At 54.8% G+C, this 25,120-nt stretch carries 18 protein-coding genes; 11 read left to right on the forward strand and 7 right to left on the reverse strand.

The window, feature by feature from the left end:
- The first annotated feature begins 9 nt into the window (after positions 1-9).
- From PWG15_RS24465 to PWG15_RS24515, 11 genes are all read left to right on the forward strand, one after another.
- Complete coding sequence (locus tag PWG15_RS24465) at positions 10-822, forward strand: sterol desaturase family protein (RefSeq protein ID WP_275026649.1); 813 nt, start codon at positions 10-12, stop codon at positions 820-822.
- A gap of 88 nt (positions 823-910) precedes the next feature.
- Positions 911-2,845, forward strand: a complete 1,935-nt coding sequence (locus tag PWG15_RS24470; protein ID WP_275027197.1) for a glycosyltransferase family 2 protein — start codon at positions 911-913, stop codon at positions 2,843-2,845.
- Positions 2,846-2,850: 5 nt separating this feature from the next.
- Positions 2,851-3,948, forward strand: a complete 1,098-nt coding sequence (locus tag PWG15_RS24475; RefSeq protein ID WP_275026650.1) for a glycosyltransferase family protein — start codon at positions 2,851-2,853, stop codon at positions 3,946-3,948.
- Between the two features lie 58 nt (positions 3,949-4,006).
- Positions 4,007-4,579 (forward strand): dTDP-4-dehydrorhamnose 3,5-epimerase, encoded by a 573-nt coding sequence (rfbC, locus tag PWG15_RS24480; protein WP_275026651.1) that lies wholly within the window; start codon positions 4,007-4,009, stop codon positions 4,577-4,579.
- Between the two features lie 18 nt (positions 4,580-4,597).
- Positions 4,598-5,653 (forward strand): dTDP-glucose 4,6-dehydratase, encoded by a 1,056-nt coding sequence (gene rfbB / locus PWG15_RS24485; protein WP_275026652.1) that lies wholly within the window; start codon positions 4,598-4,600, stop codon positions 5,651-5,653.
- Positions 5,650-6,540: a dTDP-4-dehydrorhamnose reductase gene (gene rfbD, locus PWG15_RS24490; protein ID WP_275026653.1), complete on the forward strand. Its 891-nt coding sequence runs from the start codon at positions 5,650-5,652 to the stop codon at positions 6,538-6,540. The genes rfbB and rfbD overlap by 4 nt, the downstream gene beginning before the upstream one ends.
- Positions 6,541-6,979: 439 nt before the next feature.
- The gene (locus PWG15_RS24495) at positions 6,980-8,152 is read left to right on the forward strand and encodes an AGE family epimerase/isomerase (protein ID WP_275026654.1); all 1,173 of its coding nucleotides are present in this window, start codon (positions 6,980-6,982) and stop codon (positions 8,150-8,152) included.
- Positions 8,153-8,170: 18 nt separating this feature from the next.
- A complete protein-coding gene (locus PWG15_RS24500; RefSeq protein ID WP_275026655.1) occupies positions 8,171-9,376 on the forward strand; it encodes an HAD-IIIA family hydrolase in 1,206 nt (401 codons plus the stop codon).
- A 15-nt stretch (positions 9,377-9,391) separates the two neighbouring features.
- The gene (locus PWG15_RS24505; protein ID WP_275026656.1) at positions 9,392-10,453 is read left to right on the forward strand and encodes a GHMP family kinase ATP-binding protein; all 1,062 of its coding nucleotides are present in this window, start codon (positions 9,392-9,394) and stop codon (positions 10,451-10,453) included.
- 1,024 nt (positions 10,454-11,477) lie between these two features.
- Positions 11,478-11,621: a hypothetical protein gene (locus PWG15_RS24510; protein WP_275026657.1), complete on the forward strand. Its 144-nt coding sequence runs from the start codon at positions 11,478-11,480 to the stop codon at positions 11,619-11,621.
- A gap of 59 nt (positions 11,622-11,680) precedes the next feature.
- Positions 11,681-14,215 (forward strand): hypothetical protein, encoded by a 2,535-nt coding sequence (locus tag PWG15_RS24515; protein WP_275026658.1) that lies wholly within the window; start codon positions 11,681-11,683, stop codon positions 14,213-14,215.
- 319 nt (positions 14,216-14,534) lie between these two features.
- Here the strand turns inward: PWG15_RS24515 and PWG15_RS24520 are convergent, their stop codons facing one another.
- From PWG15_RS24520 to PWG15_RS24550, 7 genes are all read right to left on the reverse strand, one after another.
- A complete protein-coding gene (locus PWG15_RS24520) occupies positions 14,535-15,710 on the reverse strand; it encodes a glycosyltransferase family 2 protein (protein WP_275026659.1) in 1,176 nt (391 codons plus the stop codon).
- Positions 15,704-16,273, reverse strand: coding sequence for a polysaccharide biosynthesis C-terminal domain-containing protein (locus PWG15_RS24525; protein ID WP_275026660.1), 570 nt, complete (start codon positions 16,271-16,273; stop codon positions 15,704-15,706). The genes PWG15_RS24520 and PWG15_RS24525 overlap by 7 nt, the downstream gene beginning before the upstream one ends.
- Positions 16,274-16,773: 500 nt before the next feature.
- Positions 16,774-17,787 (reverse strand): GDP-mannose 4,6-dehydratase, encoded by a 1,014-nt coding sequence (locus PWG15_RS24530; protein ID WP_275026662.1) that lies wholly within the window; start codon positions 17,785-17,787, stop codon positions 16,774-16,776.
- A 3-nt stretch (positions 17,788-17,790) separates the two neighbouring features.
- Complete coding sequence (locus tag PWG15_RS24535) at positions 17,791-18,642, reverse strand: NAD-dependent epimerase/dehydratase family protein (RefSeq protein ID WP_275026664.1); 852 nt, start codon at positions 18,640-18,642, stop codon at positions 17,791-17,793.
- A 7-nt stretch (positions 18,643-18,649) separates the two neighbouring features.
- On the reverse strand, positions 18,650-19,141 hold the full coding sequence (locus PWG15_RS24540) for an acyltransferase (RefSeq protein WP_275026665.1): 492 nt from the start codon (positions 19,139-19,141) through the stop codon (positions 18,650-18,652).
- Between the two features lie 77 nt (positions 19,142-19,218).
- Positions 19,219-21,363, reverse strand: a complete 2,145-nt coding sequence (locus PWG15_RS24545; RefSeq protein WP_275026667.1) for a glycosyltransferase — start codon at positions 21,361-21,363, stop codon at positions 19,219-19,221.
- Positions 21,364-21,413: 50 nt separating this feature from the next.
- Positions 21,414-24,875: a glycosyltransferase gene (locus tag PWG15_RS24550; RefSeq protein WP_275026668.1), complete on the reverse strand. Its 3,462-nt coding sequence runs from the start codon at positions 24,873-24,875 to the stop codon at positions 21,414-21,416.
- Between the last annotated feature and the right edge of the window lie 245 nt (positions 24,876-25,120).

Consider the following 25,120-nt stretch of genomic DNA (forward strand, 5'->3'; position numbering starts at 1 on the left):
GATTTCGATTTGAGCGCCCTTCTCGAGGACAGCCTCACCTTTGTTGCCTTGCTGACCGCAATCTACGCGGCAACGGTGCTGGTCTATTTCATTCTGGGCTATGGCATCACCTGGCTCAACGACCGCAATCCTGAACGCCGCATCCAGAAGGGGCGGCGCGGTGAAAAGCGCAAGGCCATCGAAATCCGCCAGAGCATAGCCTCGATCCTTGTCACCTGCACGTCCGTCGCAATCGGTCTCTTCGCCCAGCACCAGGGCTGGACCTTCTTCTCGCCCTGGGATTTTAGCTGGTGGACGGCAGTGCCGCTTTTCCTGCTCTGCATGGTGCTCTTCGACGCCTGGTTCTACTTCGCCCACCGGCTGCTGCACACCAAGCTCTTCTATAAGTACCATCTGCTCCACCACCGCAGCGTCGCGCCGAGCGTGTGGAGCAATGATTCGATCGGGCTTGTGGATACGGCGTTGTCGCAGGGCTACTACGCCGTCATCACCTTCCTCGTGCCGTTCCCGCCGATCATTCTTCTGGCGCACCGGCTCTTCGACCAGATCAACGGTACCTTCGGCCACGCGGGCTTTGAATATTTCGCCTCGCGCACCGCACGCTATCCCTGGCCGATGCTTTGCACGACCTATCACGACCAGCACCACGCGGAGTTCAAATACAACTACGCGAACTATTTCTCGTTCTGGGATCGGGTAATGGGCACGATTGCGCCGAATTATGATCGGCGTGTGGAGGTGCTGGAAGGCGAGGCGCCGGCGCTGAATTTGCGTAAGGCGCCGAGCGTGACGGGAGCGGCTGAGACCACTGCTGCCGATTGAGGCGGCTTGCGTTCCAATCCATTTTTCTGCGATGGCAATGGCTCAACTGGGAAGTGAATACCCGCCAGGCGGTGATGGATTGGAGCAGATGGTCGAGCCATCTCATGACGAAATCGAAGTCGCATTGAGGCGAGGCGCCGCACACTACGCGGATCGACCGATTACGCTTTCAGTCTACGATCCCGATAACCGCCTTGGTCGCCGGCCACAGCTCGCCTTCAAGCGTCGTGACAGGACACCAGATACGGTCGTCCGTTCATTCCTGCTCGATCGGCGAGGGCGAGGGCGCTTCTACGGTTGGACGCCGGTGCAGCTTGAGGCAGTCGCTTTGGTGCCCGACGTCGCGACAGCAAGCGACACAGCAAGCACTGAACCGCAGATCAATATTCGACGTCTGTCCCTCACCGAGGCGGCACTCTTGATCGCATTCCGGCGGACCCTAGCGTTCCTGCAGATTGTCAGACTGTTCCTCGCTGGCAACCGAAAGGGAGCCGAGTTTCGGTTCGTGCGGCAATGCGACGCCCTTTCCGGCCCAGATTATAGTGACTGGGTCGAAGCCCAAGCGCTGGCGGAGGCAGGCGAGACGGGAGACGATGCGCGTGCGTGGCCCCGAGGGCCACGGATTCTCGTCTCGATCGAAGGCACCAATGCGGCCGCTGTCGCGGAGACCAGACAATCGCTTGAAGCCCAGACATGGCGAGAGTTCCATGAAGCGTCTCCGGCAGAGATCGAACAGTTGTTGGAGCCGGGCGAGGCGAGCGACGAGCTCTTATGGCTACGGCTTCCGGCGGGAATGCGCGTTGCCCCAAAGGCCTTGGAGCGATTGGCGCGTCCGTTTGCATTCTCTAGAAATGTCGCGGTCGTTTACTGCGACGAAGACCATATCGACGCCCGCGGCGCACGAGCCGCCCCCTTCTTCAAACCAGCCTGGAATGAACCACTCGCTCGCTCGGGATGGCTTCCCCTGGAAGGCGCCCTTCTTCGCCTAGCCTGCATCCCGGATGGCGTTTCTCTGCAAAGCGCATCCACAGCCGAAATTGTCCTCGCGATGGCGCAGGTGTCGTCCGGTGCGATCATGCATCTGCCGAGAGTGCTGCTGCATCGGGGGCTATCTTGCCGTCGGAGCGACCGTCACGACACGATTTTTCAGCCGAGACGCGAACGCCCGGCGGTCAGCGTCATCATTCCGACGCGCGACAGGGCCGATTTGCTGGAGGCCTGTCTGAAAGGTCTCTTCGAAAACACGGCACCGGCCGACCTTGACGTCATCGTCATCGACAATGATAGCGCTGAACCAGCCACGCTGGACTTGTTCGCGCGCTATGAGCAGTCCGGACGCATCCGTCGGATACCTCTTGCTGGAGCCTTCAACTTCTCCCGCGCCTGCAATATCGGCGTCGATGCCGCCCGGCACGACCTCATCCTTTTGTTGAACAATGATGTTGAGCCGATTGATTGCCATTGGCTCGAGTGCCTGGCAGGCGAGCTCGATGATCCGACGGTCGGCGCCGCAGGAAATTTGCTGCTGTTTCCCGATGGTTTCGTCCAGCATGGCGGCGTGACGCTCGGGGCGGGGACAGTCGCGCGACACAGCTTCCACTTTCTCGACCCGAAGGGCGACGGTGACAACGGGCTACTGAGCCAACGTCGTGATATGTCGGCCGTGACCGCCGCCTGTCTGTTGACACGAAAGGATCTATGGCACCGCCTTCGCGGTATGGACGAGCGGAAACTGACGGTCGCGTTCAACGATGTGGACTACTGCCTGAAACTACGAGACGCAGGCTTCCGTATTGTCTGGACGCCGGCGGCGGCGATGTTGCATAGAGAGAGCGTCTCGCGCGGCGCCGACGATACGCCGCAGAAGTTTCAACGCCTCGCCTGCGAGGAGCGAACTATGGATGAGCGCTGGGGCGATATCTTGAAAGCTGACCTCTACCACAATCCGAACCTTTCACTGGTCGCCGAAGAGTTCGTTCTCGAAGCGCATCCGAGAAATCTCGCTCCGAGGTCGGGAGTTTGAGCAGAGTGCGCGATCGTCTGGCCCGCTGGATCGAGCGGCGGTTGCCTAAGCCGCAGCTGCGTGAAGGGGCCTCCGGTTATCCGAGATTGCCGGTGAAGCGGATCATCGTTTTCGGACGCATACCGAACCCGACGTTCGACTACTACCTAGCCGCGCGCCTTGGGGCGCGGGACATGCCACCGTATCAAGTGGCCGACATCAGAGGCGGTGAAGTTCCTTCGCTTGAAGCCGACGGGACCTTCGTCATCCTATGTCGTTATGCATCGCCTAACGTGCTGCGCTGGATCGAGAGAAGCAAAGAGCGCCTCTCCGGTGTAGGGTTGTTCCTCGACGATGACATTCCCGCGGTTGTGACCGGCACGGACGCGGACTTCTTCTATCGGGTATTCCTTTGGTATCGCGCTCTTTGGCCACTCGGACGCCTGAACCGCCATCTCGACATCGTCTGGGCTTCGACGCCGCACCTCGCGTCCCGACTGGCGGGGGCGAAGGCCGTGGTGTTGCCGCCGGCGCCACCCTTGGCGCTTTGGCAGGCGGCGCGAGGTAATGAAGAGATGTATCATCAATCAAACCAGGAGGTCTTGATCGGCTATCATGCGACCGGGGTGCACCTGGAGGAGCATCGTTTCCTCAGGCCAATCATTGTTGAAGTTCTTCGGGAAAGGCCGCAGGTTCGGTTTGAAGTATTTGCCGATCGGCGCGCTAGGGCAATCTGGCAGGGCCTCGAACGCGTGCAGGTCCGGGAACCAATGCCATGGATGGAGTATCTGGCCGACGCGAACGTCCGGCGCATCGATATCATGCTTGTTCCACTAGGACCTTCGCAAGCGAACGACAGTCGCGCACCGACCAAGCGGATTGACGTAGCGCGATATAGGGCGGCAGGGGTGTTCTCCGAGGGGGAGGCATATGGTTCGTCGGCGACCGACACCAGCGAATTAAGAATGCCGTACGCCATTGATACTTGGCGTCGCACGGTGGAACGACTTGTTGACGACTTAGAGTTGCGCCGAAAGGCTTCGGCTGCCACGCGGCAAGCGGTCTTGCAAATGACCGCCGCAGCGGATACGGGTCTTGAGCTCTTTAAGCAGCGACAAGCGTAGATGCGAAGTCGCATATTTTGCTGGGCCGGTGGCCCTCTGTGCATGCAGGGTATCGCGAATGAATTCCAAGGTTATGTTACTTCGTCCCAAGCGATTTGGGGACGATCGGGGATGGTTTACTGAAGTCTACAACGAGAAGACTTTCGACGGTTATGGTATCGGAGACCGCTTCGTTCAAGACAATCACTCGCTTTCGGTTCCCGCCGGGACATTGAGAGGCTTGCACTTTCAGACTCCACCTTTCGCACAAGCGAAACTCGTTCGGTGCATTCGCGGTCGGATTTTCGATGTCGCCGTGGATATCCGCCGGAATTCGCCGACCTTCGGGCGGTGGGTTGGCGCGACGCTATCTGCGGAAAACGGAAACCAGCTTTATGTCCCCGTTGGTTTCGCCCACGGTTTCGTGACACTCGAACCCTCTTCCGAAGTAACCTATAAAGTCTCCAATCTTTATTCAGCCCAGAACGACGGTGGAATCCTCTGGAATGACACTGAGATCGGGGTCGAATGGCCTCTACCCGATGGCGTTCCGCCACTCTTGAGCCCCAAGGATGAGCGCCAGCCGCTGCTGCGTGATTTTGACAGCCCTTTCGACTACGACGGCGATCCGCTTGAACTGGTCGAAATGTAAGTTTCAGAAGGACTGACCATGCGCATTTTCGTCACAGGCGGGGCCGGTTTTATCGGATCGGCTCTCGTTCGGCACCTCATTGGGAACACCGATCATGAGGTGCTGAATTTCGACAAGCTTACCTATGCCGGTACATTGACGTCGTTATCACTCGTCGCCTCATCACCGCGGTATCGCTTCAAGCAGGGCGACGTTTGCGATGAGCGTGCGGTGGCCGCTGCCATCGAGGAATTCCAACCTGATGTCGTTACGCACTTGGCAGCAGAGTCGCACGTTGATCGATCGATTGACGGCCCTGGTGCGTTCATTCAAACCAATATTGTCGGCACGTACACTATGTTGGCTGCTGCCTTGGACTATTGGCGGAAGCTCCCAGCTGATCGCCGTCAGGCATTCCGCTTCCATCATATATCGACGGACGAAGTTTTCGGTTCTCTCGGCGAGACGGGATATTTCACCGAAACGACACCTTATGATCCCCGGTCGCCCTATTCTGCGTCCAAGGCCGGCTCGGACCATCTTGTTTCTGCCTGGGGACACACCTATGGTCTGCCCGTCCTAATCACCAACTGCTCGAACAACTATGGCCCGTATCATTTCCCGGAAAAACTGATTCCGCTGATGATCGTGAAGGCCCTCGCCGGCGAACCACTTCCCGTCTACGGAAACGGCACGAACGTGCGCGACTGGCTCTATGTGGAAGACCATGTTCGTGCCCTGCAATGCGTGTTTGAGAAGGGAGCTGTGGGGCAGACATACAACGTTGGCGGCAACTCTGAGCGTCGCAACCTCGATGTCGTGACAACGGTCTGCGCAATTTTGGACCGCTTGAATCCGCGCGACGATGGTCAATCCTACGCCGGGCAGATTACCTACGTAGCCGATCGCCCCGGTCACGATCAGAGATACGCGATCGATGCAACAAAGATTGGCAACGAGCTCGGCTGGAAACCGGCTGAGAGCTTTGAAAGCGGAATTGAAAAGACGGTGGCGTGGTATCTTGGCAACCGTGAGTGGTGGACTGGGGTGCTTGCTCGCGACCAGGCCGCGAAGCGGCGAGGGCTAGGCGCATGAGCAATCGGCGGATCCTCATTACTGGCGGCACTGGGCAAGTCGGGACTGAATTGCTACGGTATCCGTGGCCAGAAGATATTCAACTGGTCGCACCGAACCGGCATGAACTGGACCTCACCGATTGCGACAGCATCGACCAATACATTTCGACGGGCGACTTTTCCGCCGTTATAAACTCGGGTGCCTATACAGCGGTAGATCGCGCCGAAAGCGACGTCGTGACGGCTTGGAAGGTCAATGCTTTGGCGCCTGCTGCAATTGCCGCCGCGTCTAAGCGAATCGGTATTCCGCTCGTGCACCTCTCCACGGACTACGTGTTTGATGGGGTCAAGAATGGTCCCTATTTTGAGGGGGACTCGGTTGCGCCGCTTGGTGTCTACGGAGCCTCCAAAGAGGCGGGCGAGCAAGCCGTTCGGACCGGAAATCCTCGGCACGTCATTCTCCGAACCGCATGGGTCTTTAGCGCCCATGGAACAAATTTTGTCAAAACAATGCTACGATTGGGTGCGCAAGGAGGACTGATCAGGGTGGTTGATGATCAAATTGGTTCTCCGACGGCAGCTTCTGATATTGCGATGGCGGTCGCGACTATCACTAATTTGTTGATTGAGCGTTCGCATGCTCCTACCGGAACCTACGGCTTCGTTAACTCCGGCCAGACAACCTGGTTTGGATTTGCACAGGAAATTTTCAGGCAGCGCAAGGACGCTGGATTTTTGGTCCCTTCTTTGGAGCCGATCGCCACAAGTCAATACCCTTCGCCTGCTCGCCGCCCGGCGAACTCCAGACTCTCAACTGAAAAGGTGCGGCGAGACTTTGCGTTGGAGCCGCGCAACTGGGTTGACGCTTTGAAGCCGGTAGTTGAGTCTATTTCAAGTGGAGAATAGGGAAGAGGGTACGAGCAGCCTTGAAGTTCGCCGATTGCCCTGATGTTCCTTTGATAGTGACGCGGCATACGTTGCAGCGCCAAGGCACACCTTGGACCGAGCGAGAATCTGTAAAAACTAAGGTGCTGCGCCACTTCAGTTGGTCTGTTTTGGCCTGAGTTATCTGGTGCTTTTCCTAGCTGGCGAGGGTACGGACGGCCATGAGGGCATTGCATTTTCGGACGCTCGAAACGCGCATCGCAAGTGCAGGGTGACGAGCCGGAGCGGCCGACTGTAGATCTACTAGAAGGCGAACATTGGCAAGCGACCTAATTCAGTTTGGCTCGCGTGACAGACGGCCTGTGGTATGGCTCTTTTTGCGCTCACCGGTTATAGCAGTTTTAGATGGACCATACAAACTCTCGACCTGCGAGGATATTTCCGTCAAATGCGGACTACGATGCAGCATAACGCAAGTGATTCCACGAAATTTTCGCTTGGCACCCATACTTCCATTGCAGGCGTCCAGGCGCACGCCCGTGAGTGGTTGTTGACGCATGCGGCCCCGTTGTGGGCAACTGCCGGTGTCCTGAGTGACGGCATGTTTGCCGAACGCATGAAATTGGACGGCAAGCCTGCGTCTACCATGAATCGTCGTATGCGGGTTCAGGCACGGCAAATCTATTGCTTCAGCGTCATTGGGAGTCTCGGCTGGGAGGGCCCTTGGCAACCTGTTCTCGAGGGCGCTGTTAGTCAGTTTCTGCAAAAAGCGGTCGGCGACAACGGCTATTTTGTTCACTTGTTCAATTCCGGCGGCGAGGTAATCAGTCGCGCCAAGGATCTCTACGACCATGCCTTCGGTCTGTTTGCTCTGGCACACGCAGCACGCGTGCTAAAGCGGTCCGAACTGAGTGACCTCTCTTACGATGTCTTTACACGTATGATGGCGGAGTGGTGGCGTCCGGAAGGCGGGTTCTGGGAAGGCGAACTCACTCCTTGTCCCCCCTTTAGACAGAACCCGCATATGCACATGTTCGAGGCGGCAGTGGTCAACTACGAAGTCACTGGCAGGCGGGAATGGGAGGACCTGATTCAACGCCTGCAGCATCTCTTCCTAGTGCGTTTCCAAGAACCTTCGACAGGGGCGGTCACAGAATATTTCGATCAGAACTGGCTTCGTTTACCCAAGGGCGAAGGCGATATCGTCGAACCCGGACATTGCCTGGAGTGGGCTTGGCTGTTTGAGGTGGGACTTCCAAACGGACACGGAGCAGCGATTTCGGACAGCCTAGTCAATTTCGCTCGACGTTTTGGCGTGAACGAAGAAAGAGGCGTCGCGATAAACGAGGTTTATCTCGACGGGTCCGTTCGCGACGGAGGAGCAAGGCTGTGGCCCCAGACTGAGCGATTGAAAGCTGCGGTCGCGCGGTATCAACGCTTAGGATCAGAAGGCGAAGCGTCAGAAATCGTCAGGGCTTACAACGGCTTGTGCGCCTATCTGAATGCCCCCGTGGCGGGTATATGGCACGACAGACTGAACGCAGATGGTACCTGGGTCGAAGAGGACGCGCCAGCAAGCTCCTTTTACCACATTGTATGCGCGTTTGACCAACTTTTCAGGATTGCCGCCTGACGACCAAGGAACAACCTTATGTTTTCGAAGCAGCTTGTCGTCCTCGTCGGAGGGCGTGGCACGCGTCTCGGCGAGGCAACGAAAATCACACCTAAACCTTTGTTGGAAATTAATGAAGGGAGGGCGTTTCTTGACTATTTTCTAGAAAACGCCGTCCGGCAAGGGTTCGTCGATATATTGTTGCTGGCGGGCTATTTAGGCGAACAGGTTTACGAACGATACCATGGGAAAATCATAGGCGCGGCGCGGATAACTGTGCTTATAGAGCCGGAAGCCATGGGCACTGGTGGTGCTTTCCGTTTTGCCTATGATCATTTGCAACCCACCTTTATGGCTGCGAATGGGGATACACTTTTCGACATCAACATGCGCGCCGTCGATCATCGGGTACACGTCGATGCGACGACAGAAGGGGTTCTGGCGTTAAGGCACGTCGCTGACTCCAGTCGTTATGGGCAGGTTAGCCTTGACGCCGAGGGAGGGGTCGTCAGGTTTGCCGAGAAGCACGTCGCGACGAAACCCGTCGCCGGTCTCATCAATGGTGGTATTTACTCCCTAAGAAAGACCGCGATAGATCGACTTCCTGAAGGGGCGTCATCGATCGAAAGCGACCTGTTTCCATTGCTTGCGGAAGAGGGAAAACTTGGCGGTGTCGTCTCGACAGGTTATTTCTTGGATATAGGCTTGCCTGATACTTTGCAGATGGCGCGGCGCGAACTCCCTGAGCGCAGGCGCAAGGTTCTGTTCCTGGATCGCGATGGCGTCTTGAATATCGACAAAGGCTATCTGTACCGTATCGAGGATTTCGAGTGGGTGGAAGGTGCCATTTCGCTGATAAGGCGCGCCAACGACATCGGTCGCGCCGTGATTGTCATTACCAACCAAGCCGGAGTAGCACGAGGCCTCTACACCGAGGCGGACGTCCATGTCCTCCATCGATATATGCAGGAATGCCTTTATGAAAACGGGGCGTTTGTAGACGCCTTCTACTACTGCCCGTACCACAAGGACGCCTCAATCGATCGCTACTGGCACGCAGACCATCCCGACCGAAAACCCAATCCCGGCATGATTATCAAGGCAATTTCTGACCACGACCTCGATATTGATCAGGCTGTCATGATCGGCGACCAATTAACCGACGTAGCGGCGGCAGAAGCTGCTGGCATAATGGGGTTGCTGTATACAGGCGGCAACCTGAACACTCTCAAACTTGATTTTTGACGGCCGGTAGGAAACATGAACGATCTCGTTATACGCGCGCGTGCCCCTCTTCGCCTTGGACTCGCAGGGGGAGGGACTGACGTGTCGCCCTATTCAGATGCATATGGCGGTGCCATCATCAATGTCACAATTGATCGCTATGCCTATGCTAGTATCCGCTTCCGCACTGACAACAAGGTGGTCTTCGATTCGGTGGATCTGGGCTTCTCTGAGACCTTTGACGTTTCTGACAAGATTCCGGAAACGGCTAAGCTGAAGTTGCATCGGGGGGTCTATCAGCGCATCATGGAGCAGTTTGGTATCGGTCCGACTGCAATTACGCTGACCACGCATGTTGATGCGCCGATGGGTTCGGGTTTGGGCTCGTCATCTGCGCTTGTTGTTGCGATGGTCGGTGCATTTCAGAACTGGCTTCATTTGCCACTTGGTGAATATGAAATTGCGCGTTTGGCATTTGATATCGAGCGCATCGACCTTGGATTGGCAGGCGGTCGGCAAGATCAATATGCGGCCACCTTTGGTGGCTTCAATTTTATGGAATTTTTGGCCTCCGAGCGGGTAATCGTGAATCCGCTTCGTATCCGCTCACATATTCACAACGAGCTGGAATCGTCGATCTTGTTGACTTTTAGCGGGGTGTCGCGCGAGTCCGACAAGATCATATTGTCACAATCGCAATCCGTCAGTTCGGGTGGAAAGTCACTTGACGCTATGCATGAGCTTAAGGCAGAGGCATCGCGGATGAAGGAAGCGCTGCTTTTTGGCAATCTTGGCATGGTTGCAAAAATCTTCGCAGCTGGTTGGGAGGCAAAAAAGCGCACATCTGCCAGCGTGACAACGCCGGACGTCGAAAAGCTTTTCGAAGTCGCGTTGAACAATGGCGCACTTGCTGGCAAGCTATCTGGCGCCGGAGGGGGGGGATTTGCGATGTTCATAGTTGATCCCGATGCCCGGCCGCGCCTAGAGGCAGCCATTGCAGCCCACACAAACGCGCGCCCAACCCTTTGCAAGTTAACATTGGAGGGTTTGGCAAGCTGGCGTTACCTGCCTTTTGATAGCAAGCATAGGATTGGATAAGGCAAGAGTGTTTTCTGTCTCGGGCTTGAGGGGGTCCAAAGTAAATCCGGCCATCGCGGTCATAGCACTGAATACTGTGCTGTCCTTTCAGCGCAGTATTGTCAAAACAATTCCGTCACTGAAGCGTATTCAGCAAGCGTTGACTATTGGCTTTCAGGCGGTCCAGATCGACATTTTCGCCGGTTTATGTGAGGTTAAGCGAAACGGCTGCGCATGGGACAGGCGCACTGTGATCTGGGCCGTTTCCACGCAGTTCCGATATACGATGCCCTGGCGCGCTGCAGATCAATTGTGATCGCTCATTGTTCCTGTGTAGGCGGCCTTCTGAGGCCACCGCCCCTGCGGGCCAGACATTGATTGATCTTGCTGTTGAGATAGCTATTGATTTCCACGGACATTATCAGTCAGTTAGACCGACGGCTCGACCCTATTGAGCTTGGGCGTCGATCTTGGCGATGGCACGTGGCCTGATGGAGCTTTCTACGGTGTTGGATCTATCTCGAAGCGGACGTTATGCAGAGAGCGCGCCCGCCCCCAGGGTGAGTACGTAAGTGGTATGGCTTCGACTAGCCTGCTCTTCTGGCTAATCGAGCGACCGTTGCGCGATCAGCCCTCCGTATTTCTGTGATCTACCTTTCTGCGATGCTTGCCCGCCCCAAGGGGGCAAGATCGCCTACGGTGCTTGCACTTCGCCTCGGTGGCGATGCCGTCGGTGATGGGAGACAGCGTCTAAAGGCAGATCAGTAACGTTCTGAACGGCAGGGATCCTGAGGACAAGACGGATATCCGGCTTATTGGCGCATCGCTTCATAAAGGGTGGCTGCGGCGGGCTCTTCGTAGACTTCGTCAACAAGGTCGAAACCGCTTCAGGCAGAGCCTGGCCGACCAGTTGTGCGGAAACAGTAGCGCCGTCATCGGCGCTACCACGGATCTCACGCTCAAGACCATCCGCGCGATCGTCCCGGGCTGAGGGGATCAGAAGCTCGGCCGTAGGGTCGAGAAATATGTCGGCCACGACCCGCCGATGCGCACCAGGCAACGCCGCGCCTTCGTCGACCAGTTGCAGTGGCTAACGGATCCGGACGCGGACAAGAGTTTCAAGACGCAGAAAGGCAAGTCGCGTTTCTGGTCGGAGCCCGGCGAAATGGGGTTCCGTCAGACGGATTAGCCTTTTCATTGTCACGAATCTCGTGTTGCCTGCAGCAGTTGGAGGTAACAGGAGGTTTCATGCGGCGGCGATCTTTCCTTCAGGTTGGAATGCTGGCGGCGGCGGACAATAGCGCCGCGCATTTAACCAATGGTGCGTCTTTCTATTCTGACCTGATCGATGATCTCGGCAGGACGGCCATGACCAATCCATATCCCATCCCCCGCAGCTCTCGGCAGACTGATGTGCTCGTCGGCAACGGCGGCAAGGTATACGGGCCCTTCGACGGGTTTCAGATCTTCGACACCGAGGACGTGGTCGTCTGGTCGCGCGGCAGCGCTGCGGCTGCCTTTGAGAGAGAGGCGGTCACTGTTGCCAAGGTTGGCGGGCTTTCCTTCGACTTCTTCACGATCACGTTTGCGGCGAACGTGCCTGCGACAACGGAATTCGTGGTCTCGTCCGAGCGAGTGGCCGAACGCGCCGTCGGCGTCAAGAAGGGAACCATGCTCGACATGACGGCTCTGGAGAAGGAGCTGTCAAAACAGGCAACCGTGCTGCAGGAACTGCGTCGCGATCTCGATCGCGCCCTTAAGGTGCAGTTCCATCACCCGCCGGCTGCGGTGCCCGGCCCTCAGGACAATCGCGTTCTGGGTTGGCGCGGAGGGAGACTCGCCAACGTCGATCCGGCCGAGTTCATCAACCATGCGGGCTTCGCAACGGCAGAGCAAGGGTTCAAAGCTGATAGGGCGCTGCAGCCTGGGGCGTCCGGTACCGAGATCGGCTTCGTCAGGGCTGAAGCTGGCGCTGTGGTGCGGACCGCGCTGGACAAGGCACGCGAGCGGAAATCGTTGCTTGATTTCATTCCCTTCGATCTCCACGCGTGCATCATCGCCGGGACGAATACTCAGGATTTGACGAGCTACATCAACTCTGCACTCGCGACCGGCGGTATCATCGATACCCTGAAGTACACCTATCTGACCAAGAGCCGGCTTCTACCTGTCCCGGGCACCCGGCTTATCGGCCACGGCACCTTCAAAGCGATCTTCAACAGCGATGCCGACAAGTTCAACGACAGCGCGGCCGGCGATGGGTTGAACATGATGATTCGCCTTTGCTCAGACTTTCGCGTGGATAGCGGCATTACATTCGATGGCAGCTCGATCACTACTTCAAATTTCTGGCTTTATGGCGCCCGCAACGCTGCGGCTGTCAATGACCTCATCTTTGATGCCACCATCGAAAACGTCTCGTTCACCGGCATTGACATCAGCCGGAACGGTGGAGCGTGGGCGAACTCAGATATCGCTGTGCGCGGTCGAATTGAAAACTGCGGTTGGTCAGGCGCCAATTTGGAAGGCGTCACCAGCCTGGATCACAGTGGACTGAGCGTATATCGCACAGGTTGGGTAGGGATATTCGTCGGTCATTGTTTCAATGTCGTGGGTGACGGCTTTGAAGCAAACAAGGGGGTGCCACCCTATCGCATCTACAACGGACCTGGGAGCATTGGCGGGGGAGAAGGCGGATTCCTCTTCGGGCATTTTGGAAACCATACGGCGCGGTGGACGAACTTCCTGCTCTACGATAACCGCAACGCCGCGTTCGACGGTTTTGGTATCGGTGAAGATGGTTCACTCTTGGACGCTGAAAGCACGAACATCTATGCGCAGGGTCAGATTTGGTATGCTGGCCTTTTCGGCTTTGATGTTTCGAGCGATATGGTGGCGGACATTCAAGTCTGGTTCCCGACCCATCAAGGTATCCAAATCGGCCTAGACCTCGGCGGGACACTCGCGAACATTGATATCCGTGCGCAGGTTTATAACAACCAGAACGACGAGGCTGCGCGTTTCTCGGCCACCGGGCCAGCCGTGCGAAATTGCTCCATTACGAAAGGATCAAACTCGGTTACGGTCAATAGCGGCACAGGCTTCTTTCTGGAGCCCGGACAGAAGATCACGGGCATAGGCATGCCAGCAAACGCTTATGTCGGGACCGTGGTCGGCAATACCGTGACGATGGTCACGACACCTGGCGGTAGCACTCCCGCCAACGCAACGGCCGCCTACGGTTCAGTTTCCCTGACGTTCAGGGGCATCGTCAATTTCGTGAACATCAGGCTCGATATCCGAGCCGTCAATTGCATTTATGGCGTCGGCATCGAAAGCGGCGCCGATGGGTACGCGACATATAGCAATTGTGAAGTGGTTGGTGATCTATCCACCGTTAGCGTGGACAGCGTACGCCCTCTGAATGGTGACTATCCGTCCGGCATGGCCGTGAAGGCATCGAAATACAAAACGTCAGCGATCGGCAAATCCACTCCTAACTTTTCAGCTATTGGGAACGACACCTTCCTGCTTAACGGCGGCGGGACATTGAATGCGATCACTGGCGGCTACGACAAGCAAGAGATAACGGTATACGTCAACGTCTCCGACGTGATCCTGAATTGCGATTGGAATGACGTTGGCGGCAACGGCCCCAATCGTCTCGTTGGCGGCGGGAACGCAGAGATCATTGTCAAAGCGGGAGGTCGTTTCAAGGGGAGTTATCGCCAGGGTGTCGGTTGGTACATTTGGGGCGTGATCCAGGTCGTCCCGTGGATCTAAGCTACGATTCTGACGCCTTCGTGATGGTTCGAGGTCGGCCGATCCATCAGTCTCATCGCCTCCTTGCAAAGATGCTCCCAGGCCCCAGGTAAACATTCATCCGCTCGGTCATAGCGGGCAAAGCGCTCGATATAGCTTTCAATGTTCGGGTCTGCCATAGGACTGCGGAAATATTCGGACACCGCTGTCCATGTTTACCTCCGCCTGGGAGACGACAGCGCCGAGTTCCGGAAAATCTTAACATACAGGCGCGGAGACAATCGTTTCAGGTTCCTGCCTTCGGATCATCTTGGATGGGACGGAGTCACGGGCTGTGTCACTAAAAGCGAAAGCGTGAAAGCACGCGCTGGAGCGACTCATGAAGCTTCCAAGCCACGGTTGACCGCATTGCGTCAATCTCATGCGACTTTTCCACAACTCTGGCGTTGGCGTCAGCAAGAAGCTCATTCGTTTGCTGATTTGCGAGCCTGAGGGCATGAGACTTGTCTTCCAGCACCGAAAAGTCGTGCTTGAAGGCATTGGCAAGATCCAACGCCTCCGCGAGCTCTTCGAGTGTTGTTGATAGTTGGCCATGGAGCTCAGTGAGTTCAGCTCGAACGGCAGATAATTGCCCCTCATTTTCCGCATACGCGGGCCGCACAATCTGAATGTCTTCCCAGGCCAGCCGCGCGATCAAATCGTTTGTCGCGCTCCGAACTATATCGCTCCACCCCTGCGGATCCGCACGCATCAGGTCGGCGTAGATGCTTTGTTCAGTTTCACCGTCCGGAATTGAAACGCGCAACGGAGTTGGCCACCAGCACGCGCGATCAGCAATATCCAACGCTGTCGCGAACTCGGGCATTCGCGCATACCGAGACGTCATTCTCTTGGCGCTGAAGTGGAGGACAGTTGGTGTGCGACAATAGAAAATGGGCCGACTTGAGTTCTCTCGAATTATTCTTCCCCAGAGAAGCCAATCAGCGGCCGATGCAACATCCTCAGGCCAAACATCTCGGACCGGAAGGCCATCGGCTCGGTAGAGAAAGCAACTCGCTGGAATGCTGTTCCGTTGTTGCAAAAAAGTGTTCAGCTCATCGGTAGCCGTTAAGTTCGTCAGAAATGGAGCGGCGATTCCGTCGGTAGACACCCAAAGCGCCTGACTATACGCCAGTGCGCCGCCCGCGTCCTGCCCGCTTAACAGCCGCTCCAAATGGTCGGGGAACAGGAGGTCGTCGTCGGCCGCGAAGCCTATGTACTTTCCTCGGGACTCCCGGAGGGCAACGTTTCGATTTGCGTAGCCAAAGTATGGCGCCTTAGGAAGGTCGAAGAAGCGGATGCGAGGATCGTCGAAGCTTGCGACGACTTCCGCGGTGCCGGCTACACACCCGTCACCTACCACAAGCAGCTCGAAGTCGCCCATCGTCTGCGCCAGCACCGACTGGATCGCGAATCCAATCACATCCACCCGGGTATGCGTGGGCATCAAAATCGAGACGAGCGGCCCGCTTACCATCCCTTGGCATCCCCAAAGCTGTATGGAATTAAGTCGGTATCTAGCGGAAGTCTGTATTTATCAGGCTTCGAATGGTCGTATTGGATCGTTGGAAAATTCACTACCACGACGTCCGAAGACCCGATGTTGCGGTCAGCATGCCAAACGAACTTAGGCACGTTGACAAGGCGCGGCTGACTACCGGACAGGTAGATCTTGCAGACCTTGCCGCACGTGCTCGACTCTGGCCTCGGATCGAATAGTACGAGCTCCAATTCGCCACTCAAAACGAAGTAACGGTCCTCGTGTTGCTTGTGCAGGCCCCATCCTTTCACCATTCCAGGACGGACCGTGAATACGTAAGAAAAGACGAGTGGATCGGGATGCCATCCCCATCGTGGGTCGAAGAGTTCGGTTACGCTTCCCCGGTCGTCATGATGCCGGATACTCTCGTAGAACGACATGCCATCGAGCAGCGGCGCCGTGCTGCGCCCTTCTTCATCAACTGTCCGTTGATCTTGAACCGCAGCCTGCAATGTCTGCTGAAGCAGATCCGAAGTGCCGGCGCCTAGGTCGTCACGCATTAATTTCGCCCCCTCGTTTGAGAGGCTTCTATTACATGTTTGGTTTTTGCGTGCCACTATTCTCAGCCACCGACGGCCTCCCGCCCGCAACCCTTCTACCACATCGGCAACACACAGGATTCCTGTCTTCTGCCGAAACTCACCCTGGACTCCGTTCCGGCTGTTTGGCGGAGGCGATGACGAAGGACCAGTGATGACAATACCGGTCGCCCCGCCGCTACCTTTCCCTCAGTGGAGAAGTTCGGCGCAGCCAAAATCGGCCTTGCTGACTAAAGGGCCGACGTTACACCACCGCACGTGATCGAAATCGATCTTGCCAATGGTGTTCGCATGCGAGTCTGCGCCTTCGTCAACGAACCTTGAAGACGCAGTTCGAAAACCCGTTGTCCCACGGCTGGGGTCGTCAGCACATCGTGTGCCAACCCTTATGCCGGTTGATAGACTCTGCCGATCAATCTCAAAAGCCAATGCCAGCTGTGAAACGGATTTCGCAACCTTGTTTACCGAACCAAGAATCGTTCTCCCTGGCCGATGCGCTCGCGCCAATAGTTGAGAAGGTCAAGCATCGTCGTTTCAAATGGAATTAATGGTTCCCACCCTGTGACCGCCTTGAACTTGGTGGTGTTCGGCACCTGAAGATCGGCATCGATAGGACGTAGACGAGCAGGATCAGTTTCTATGCGAATTGAATCCCTGAGCGTGGACATTGAAATCAGCGTCTTCAGCATATCCTCCACAGAACAAGTGAAGGGGCCGCCAATGTTATAGTATGCCCCGGGAGTTGGGTTTATGGTTACCAGCATGTAGTAACCCCGCACAGCGTCGCGAACGTCTGCCCATGTCCGCAGTGAGTTCAGGTTCCCGGTCTTTACCACTGGTGGAATAATGCCAGCTTCGATCATGGCAATTTGCTTCGCGAATGTCGATTCCGCAAAAACATCACCACGACGGGGGCCGGTATGTGTAAACATGCGGGTGGTCATAACCGTCATGCCGTAGGCTTCGCCATAATAGCGACCGATGAGATCTGTGCCGACCTTCGATATGGCATATGGAGATGCCGGATGGAACGTACATTCCTCGTCGATTGGAAGTTTTTCCTTTGGTACCCGACCGAAGACCTCCGACGAAGCGCACACATGGATGATCGCACCCGCGGCATGCTTGCGCAATGCGGAAAGGAGACGCTCCGTGCCTTCGATATTGGTATCGTAGGTTTCGATTGGAGCCTCGAAGCTGGTTTTAGGATAGCTCTGTGCCGCCAAGTGGAACACGAAGTCTGGCTCTGCTTCCCTAACCGCATGATCGATAGACAGCGAATCTCGCAAGTCGCCATAAACCAAGTGTACACGGTCTTTATTGTTGATGCGCGTAAGTAGATGCGCAATGTTGTCCAGAGGACTTCTCCACCGGATCAAGCCATATATATCCCAGTCTGTGTTTTCTAGCAGGAAGTCTGCCAAGTGTGAGCCGACCATGCCTGTGAAGCCGGTTATAAAAGCGCGCTTTTTCATGTTTTATACTTCATGCCCGTAGTCTGCGATGATCGCTTGTTTTATCGTGTGTGTAGCATTGGGTATGATGGTTGGCAATAAATCCGACCTCATATTTATATAGCGGGGACGGTTCCGGAAGAAATGTTCGGCCGGTTCGGTTGTATCATACCTGAGTGCCGGGAGAGCCAAGGCTTGCAAGCTGTCCGCTATCATTTTGCGTGACACCATCTCCGGGCCGCCGAAATTGACGACTGGATATTCAAACCGATCCCAATCGCGCGCAAGCGAGCATATACCTGCTATCACATCGTCTCGGTATATGGCGCTCCGGAAAAAAGGATGGAATATGTCCGCCCTGGCGCCCGACTTCGCGCAATTTTCCAGATACTTGCTGAACTTGTCTTCGCGGGAAAACACATATGACAATCGGAGCGCTTTAAAGCGCGTATCACCAAGGAAGCGCTTTTCCAGATCATGTTTCATTATCCCGTATTCTCCAGCGGGATGACATGGGGAGGTTTCCGTAACCGGCTCCTCCGAGCTGCCATATACCGTATCGCTTGAGAGGAATAAAATCCTGCCGTCGCGCTCAAAGATCCTTTCGATAAATTCCGATGTTCCCGTGACATTTACCGAATAGGCGTAGTCATATTGTGACGCGCAAACATCTGGCGCGGATATGGCTGCCGCTACAACAATCACGTCCTTAGCCTTTATGAGGCCGTAATCAAAGTCCCCGGGCGCCTGCAGATCCAGGTGCGGGAGACCGGATCGTCTCAATGAACTCGTCCCGATAACCTCGAAGGTTCTCGAGGCCTTCTCGTAAAGTCTTGCGCCCACGTAGCCGGTGGCGCCGGCAATAATCAATGTCATGAGACCTTCACTGAATATCGGTGTCGAAAAGCGGAAAGTACTTCATCTTGTACTCAAGGTTACGACAGCGTTCTGCTACCTTGCGAGCCGGATTGCCTGCCACGACTGCGTAGGCCGGTACATCCTTCGTTACGACCGCTCCAGCGCCAATCACGGCGCCTCTTCCAACGGTAACTCCGGGAAGAACAATCGCCCGAGCTCCGATCCAGACGTCATCCATTATGACAACCGGCTTGGCCACGGCATGGAAGTAAGGAGAGTTCACAACGTGCGTAACGGTATGAATAAGGGTATGATGCGAGACACTGACATTGTTGCCGATATAGAGGGGGCCTCGGCCGTCCAGGTACGTACAGCGATTTATGACAGAATTGTCGCCAATCTTAATCTCGTATCCAGTAACGAAGCAACCCATGGCAATGCTGGTGTCTTTGCCAATACGTACGTTGCAAAAAGTTCTTAGGTACCATATTCTTAAAAAATATGGCGTCCAGTTCATGAACAGGTGATTTCCCAGGTAAAATAGAAATGCCGGAATAAGGCTTTTCTGTATATATTGGAGCATAATCTCCCTCGTTATCTGATAATTCCCTCGATTATTGAAATGTACTTTCCAATAGTTTGCGTGAAGTCGAATTTTTCCTTAATTTTAACATACCCATCACGTCCAGAAGCTGCCCAATACTCCTTGTTTGACGCGAATTGGACCATCGCATTGGCAAGATAGGGCGCCGTACTAAATTGGCGCTGCTCGTAGCCTATCCTGTCAAGTAGTGGTGAGTCCAAATTCAGGGTGTCACCATATTCGTTCGGGATAATAATTCCGATGTCGTTGTTCTCGATGACTTCCGGCGCACCGCCCGTGTTAGTGAGAATCATCGGTTTGCCGTAATACATGGCCTCATTCATGGCGATGCTCCAGCCTTCGATTAAGGACGGCAGAAGAAATGCATCGCTCATTTTATGGAACGGTCCGATGTCCGAAAAATACCCGGGCATGAGAATATGTTTGTCCAATTGCCAATCGGAAAGGTCGTGGCGCAACTGAGCTACGTGCGGCGGGTATATTTCGTTGCCAATGCAGACAATCTTGATGTCGTCGCGCTTTTTCAGGATGAGCTTCATGGCGTCGGCCATGAGGTAGTGTGCCTTATGTAGGTTGTAGGATGCGACGTTCAGGAATACGTAGTCTTCAGGCTTCAACCCGAGGCTCTCGCGGGGAACGGGTGAAGATTTGCGAAAGTTCGCATCATGTTCCTCGATAATCAGGCCGTTGGGAACAGTGATAATTTTTGCTGCGCTGATATCAAGCTTCCCAACGGCGTAGTCCGTCGCTTTCTGTGAAACTGATATATACAGATCAACAAAAATGTCGTTGGCTAAAAAGTTGGCAAGTGCTTCGCCGGAAAGCATGGCATAGACATTATGGATGAATGTTATGTTGGGAATACCCAGTTCGCGGAAGACTTTGTATCCCGCAGAGGAAAAGTGCGACATGGAGATTTTGACATTTTCCCGAACGAGAATGTCTTTGTAGAATTTGTCGCGATCCTGCTCTGGCAACTGTACAACACGCACACCGTGTCGTCGGGCGACTTCGCCTAGATGGCCGACCTTGTTGACAGAAAAGATAAGGGGAGTAATCCCAAATTTTTGGAACTCCAAGGCGCAATCAAGAACGACTTTTTCAAGACCGCCTTTGTCGAAGCCTGACAGTTCTATCGCGGCTACCAACGGCTCGGTGAGCCCGACCTTTGTGGTAATCGCAGGCAAAGGGGTAGGGATCTGATTGTTCAGAACCTGTTCAAAGCTCGCAAAGTATTCTGCCGAGGTGATCCGTTCGTAAAAGTCATGCCGGTGGCTGAAGTCGCCCCTTACCGGCACGAAGGATGCAATTAGGCTGGTAAGATTTTTTGTCGCGAGCAGCACTTGCAGGTCTGAATAGGACGCGGAATTGAAATACTCTTCCGGGAGCCTGAGGCTCAAACGATCCAACGCCTGTGTAACTACGCCCGCGATTTCAATGCGGACCTTGTTGATGTTCTCTTTGATCGTGTTCGTCGGATGAACGCGATAGACAATGTGTTCGAAGCCTTTATCGAAGTAAATATCGGAATTTCTGGACGATGCCATAAGAAAATCAAGGTCGTGGCAATAACGCAGGGGCTGAAAATGGCCGTTGCGCTCCCAAAGCTCCTTTGAGAACACAAAATTCGAAGTAGTGGCTGCAAAATTCTCATGCAACAATGACATCGGCAAGTTGCCGCTTTGTGTTAGGAACTGCTTGGCCCTGTCCAACCAATCAATCGTGATCCCGCTCGTAACCTCGACGCCCTCGGAATCCATGATGGCAACTTCACCGACAATAAGGCCAATGTCCGGTCGAGACATGAACATCTCGATACAACGTTGAAGCTTTTGGGGCTTAAAAATATCGTCCGAGTTCAGAACGGCGATATAGTCGGTCTTCGCCATCCCTATCGCGCGGTTGATCGTGTTATGGGCACCCTGGTTCTTCTGTTTCAGGACTGTCGCGCCGGGTGCGTTCTTTAGGAAATCACGAGCGATCTTGTAGCCGTTATCCTTGGAACCATCGTCAATCACGATGATCTCGTCTGGGCAAAGCGTCTGATCCGACACACTTTGTAGGGCAGCCAAAATGTAATCAGCGTGATTGTAAAGGGGGATGACAACCGCGATGCTTGGGCGTTGGCGTTTCATTGGCATGCTCGTATTCTTTCGATTGGCGTGCGGCCCTCTTAAGGGCCCAATTAATTTTGAGCCAAGAGTTCCTTCACGATGCGCGCGCCGGTGTCGAGCGAATAGTCCCGCTGGATAAGGGCAAAGCCTTCGCGCGACAGACGGTCCCACTGTGCTGGATTCTCGTATAAACGGGTGATTGCGTTCGCGAATTCGGCCGGCGTCTTGCCGACAACGATGTTCAACCCATCTTCGAACCCCATGCCTTCAGCGGCGATCGGGCTAGCGACGCAAGGCACACCACGTGCCAGGCTCGAAACCACCTTGCCCTTTGCACCTGCCCCGTACCGTAACGGGGCGACCGTCAACTTCAAGCGGTCTAGCTCAGGGTCAATCTCCGGCACATAGCCGACCCATTCGACGTTCCTGTCCGGGCGGCTAGATAGTGCCTCAGGTAGGTGAGAACCTATGATCCGGATACGCAAGTCTGGCAGATTCCTAAGTACTAGCGGCCAAACTTCGGAGAGGAAATACTCTACGGCATCTACGTTCGGCTGATGTTGGAAGCCACCTATAAAGGCGATATCTCGGCGTTCGGAAAAATCTGCGAAATCATATTCCCCGATTTCGCGCATAATCGGCACGATCGTGACCGCGGCGCCCGGAATTTCTTTGTTCAGAATATCCAGTTCTGTCGTGGACAGCACAATGGTAAGGTCGGCGGAGCGAATGCATTTAAATTCCGCTTCCTTTGTTTTTTGCGCTTCGGCAAGACCTGCAGCATCCCCTGTCAAGGCGGCCTGCCTCTCTTCCCGGATATAATGCAAGTCAACCGTGTTGAAGATGACTTTGGCGTTAGGGCAGAAGAGCCTTACACGATCTATCCAGGCGCCACCCCAGTGGACGCGGGACATAAACGCAATTTCGAGCAATTCGGCGTTTAGGAAGAGATATTCTTCGAGATTGCTATAATGATCAGATGAGACGCAATGAACGCCCATAGCCTCTAGATCATCCCGATACCTGTCCTTCGTAGCAAAGTCGAGCAGGCCAACGTAGGCGACTTCGTAGCCGAGGCTTTGAAATATGCGGGCAAAACTGACTTGTTCCATTGATCCAGCATCTTCATCTGGATGTGGATAGAAGGTGTTGACCATGAGTACTATCTTGCGCCTCGCGGCATCGGGGGCATTTGCACTCGCGGTCAGCGTAGTGACTTCAAGGTTGGGAACGCTCACACCAACGCGTCTTGACGACGAAATGGGAGCGGACTGTTCTGCTAAGCGGCCAACGTAAATGTAATGTTCAAGCACATTGCGACCTCCGAGATCACCCGCAATTTCGATATACCGTGCGGGGTTGAAATCGGAGTTTGGACGCCGTCCCTCTTTGTGGCCCGCTACTACGTAGTGAGACAAGGGATTCATATTAGACGGCAGGTCGGGGTTATGTTTCATATAGAAACGGGAATCGAACCACGGACTGGGATTGCGACCTTCTCCGGCCCCATAAATCAAATAGTGGGTCAACGGGTTAAGCTTGCTGGCAGCCACATCAGGATAGATCCAAAGGTAGTGGTCTGCATCGAATAGTGGATGCGGAGCACAGCGAGGGTGTCGGAGGAAGTGTAGCACCGGGTTGCAACCCGACACTTTCACATCCGGATATCTTTCGTGGTACCACTTTACATCGAACAGGGCGCAGGGATTGTATCCCTTGTCAGCTCCAAATCGAACGAAGTGTTCGGCTGCCGACATGTCCAGAACTCCGACTTCCGGATACTGGTTAACGTAGTAGTCGCGGTCTATGATTGGGTGCACTATTCGGCCTTCGCGGCGGCCGAAATCTATGAAATGCACGAAAGCATCCAATTTCGACGAAGCCACATCGGGATAAAGAAGTTCATAGATGCCACGATCAAATATAGGAAAATCATCGACGACAGACGTGACTCCTGCCAGATAACGCAGGATCCGCTGGCGCCTTCCATTGCGCGGTACACCGAGCTGGGCGTCGGAAAACTGATCGAGAAAGGCTTCGATCTTCCTGGCGTCGGCATCCATGCGTCCGAACCGGTCGGGCCGACCACCACGCACCAACCCTAGCATCCGTCCTGCCACGCCGCGCTGGCGTCGAATATCCCTCTCGATCTCTGTGGCGACGCGATTCTGATAGATTTCAACTACCTGATTTGCAGCAGCTAGATCTTGCTGTAGTAGCCTTTCAAGGCGGTCCTGTGCGCTACTTTGCTGTCGTGACTGCAACAATGCGTTCTCCGACTGCGACAGCGCAGTTTCAAGCCGCGACTGCTCATCTTTGGCATTGGCCAATTCTTTTGACAACGCGTCGTGATCCGCAGCTAGCGTCTTGTGTTGGACGTCGGCCTCATCACGCAATGACGATAACTCTCGCACGAGGCTCTCGTATCGAGTCCTCTCTTCTTCCAGGCGCGAGACAGCATTGTGCGCCTTCGCCAACTCTTCCCCTTGCGAGGCTAGCGCGCTCTCAAATACGCTCAAGCGATCCAATTCGCCCTGCGCAGCGGCCAGCTCCATCGCTTTTGAGTTGTATAAATCAGAATATACCTGCACGTCTTCCACGCTTTTTTGATATTTGTCCAGCGTGTCGCCGATTTGGGCGCGAAGCGATTCAACCTCTTCGCGGGTACTTCTTATATCTAGGGCAGCTTCGGCAATCTCACCGTCACGAATTCTAACTGCTTCTGTCAGCCCAGCGGTGACCGAGGCGATATGACGATCTCCTGCCAAGAGGACGTCGCGAATGCGGGCAGCCTCATTTGCCGACCCTGCGCCGCAGAACGACGCCGTCCTCCGGCCATCGATATAGGATCGGATTTCCCCGATTTCCTCTGCTTTGAAATCATGGTTCCGGAACACTTCCAAAACTTGATCCTCAACCAGCTCGTAGAACCGCTGTTCTCGCGGCTCAAACATGGCGGTGGGAAGATCGGCATCGGAAAGGTCGATTCCCTCGAGCCCAACTTCAGCCAACGCTTGGAGCGCGGCGCCTCGATAAGCGGGATCTGAGCATATCGAATCCATATCAACAATAACGTCGCAGTGGCGTTTGCTCAACACAAAAGAATAAGCCCACACCGCAAAGAATAACGCGTAGTCGGACTCTGGAGGAAGTGGGTGTGTGTAGGCAAACGCTAGCTTTTCGTTGACATTTGTCCCTTGCAGCGGAAGTACGCCTCGGTGGCTTGCAACGTCAGTCAGTACTTCGGGGGTGTCTGACTGGGAAACAATAATCTGGGGTGTTGAAGATATATATTTGTCGACTTTATATGAATACCACTGATCCCAGGGATTTCTGAGTAGGAATATATGCTTGGATTCAAAGTTCGACTTGAGCCACTGAACGCGCCCAATAGTTCTCGTGCATTGCAGGATTGGACGGCGCGGGGCGGCGTTAATGAGAGTCTTGATGTAGGTGGTCAGATCTTCAGCGAGAGCCCTGCGATCGAGAAAGAAATATTCATAGCTGAGGCGCTCGCTGTAATATTTCTTCAAATATGGGAGGATCCTCGAGTATTCATCGAAGTAGCCGCCCTTCATGAAATTATGGCGTAGGCCGGCTTTTATCTGGTCCGATCGATCGGAAGTAGCGGACCATGAATTATCCAAGTGACCAATTATTTCGTGAAAGGGCTCGTGGTAGGGGTAATACTTTTCAGTCCGCTTGATAGCGTTAAAAAAATATGTGCTCCCCGACCGAAATAGGGAGTGTACAAAAAGAAGAGGTGCTACACTGGTAC

Origin of the sequence: Ensifer adhaerens, from assembly GCF_028993555.1 — a bacterium.
GTDB lineage: Bacteria > Pseudomonadota > Alphaproteobacteria > Rhizobiales > Rhizobiaceae > Ensifer > Ensifer adhaerens_I.

Excerpts from the sequence above, each read along its gene's own strand:
- PWG15_RS24535 (WP_275026664.1), bottom strand. The coding sequence starts at position 18,642 with ATGACATTGATTATTGCCGGCGCCACCGGCTACGTGGGCGCAAGACTT.
- PWG15_RS24525 (WP_275026660.1), bottom strand. The coding sequence starts at position 16,273 with ATGCGTGACGACCTAGGCGCCGGCACTTCGGATCTGCTTCAGCAGACA.
- PWG15_RS24545 (WP_275026667.1), bottom strand. The coding sequence starts at position 21,363 with ATGAAACGCCAACGCCCAAGCATCGCGGTTGTCATCCCCCTTTACAAT.
- PWG15_RS24540 (WP_275026665.1), bottom strand. The coding sequence starts at position 19,141 with ATGAACTGGACGCCATATTTTTTAAGAATATGGTACCTAAGAACTTTT.
- PWG15_RS24495 (WP_275026654.1), top strand. The coding sequence starts at position 6,980 with ATGCAGCATAACGCAAGTGATTCCACGAAATTTTCGCTTGGCACCCAT.
- PWG15_RS24520 (WP_275026659.1), bottom strand. The coding sequence starts at position 15,710 with ATGGTAAGCGGGCCGCTCGTCTCGATTTTGATGCCCACGCATACCCGG.
- PWG15_RS24530 (WP_275026662.1), bottom strand. The coding sequence starts at position 17,787 with ATGAAAAAGCGCGCTTTTATAACCGGCTTCACAGGCATGGTCGGCTCA.
- rfbC (WP_275026651.1), top strand. The coding sequence starts at position 4,007 with ATGAATTCCAAGGTTATGTTACTTCGTCCCAAGCGATTTGGGGACGAT.
- PWG15_RS24470 (WP_275027197.1), top strand. The coding sequence starts at position 911 with ATGGTCGAGCCATCTCATGACGAAATCGAAGTCGCATTGAGGCGAGGC.
- PWG15_RS24500 (WP_275026655.1), top strand. The coding sequence starts at position 8,171 with ATGTTTTCGAAGCAGCTTGTCGTCCTCGTCGGAGGGCGTGGCACGCGT.
- PWG15_RS24505 (WP_275026656.1), top strand. The coding sequence starts at position 9,392 with ATGAACGATCTCGTTATACGCGCGCGTGCCCCTCTTCGCCTTGGACTC.
- PWG15_RS24510 (WP_275026657.1), top strand. The coding sequence starts at position 11,478 with ATGCGCACCAGGCAACGCCGCGCCTTCGTCGACCAGTTGCAGTGGCTA.
- rfbD (WP_275026653.1), top strand. The coding sequence starts at position 5,650 with ATGAGCAATCGGCGGATCCTCATTACTGGCGGCACTGGGCAAGTCGGG.
- rfbB (WP_275026652.1), top strand. The coding sequence starts at position 4,598 with ATGCGCATTTTCGTCACAGGCGGGGCCGGTTTTATCGGATCGGCTCTC.
- PWG15_RS24515 (WP_275026658.1), top strand. The coding sequence starts at position 11,681 with ATGCGGCGGCGATCTTTCCTTCAGGTTGGAATGCTGGCGGCGGCGGAC.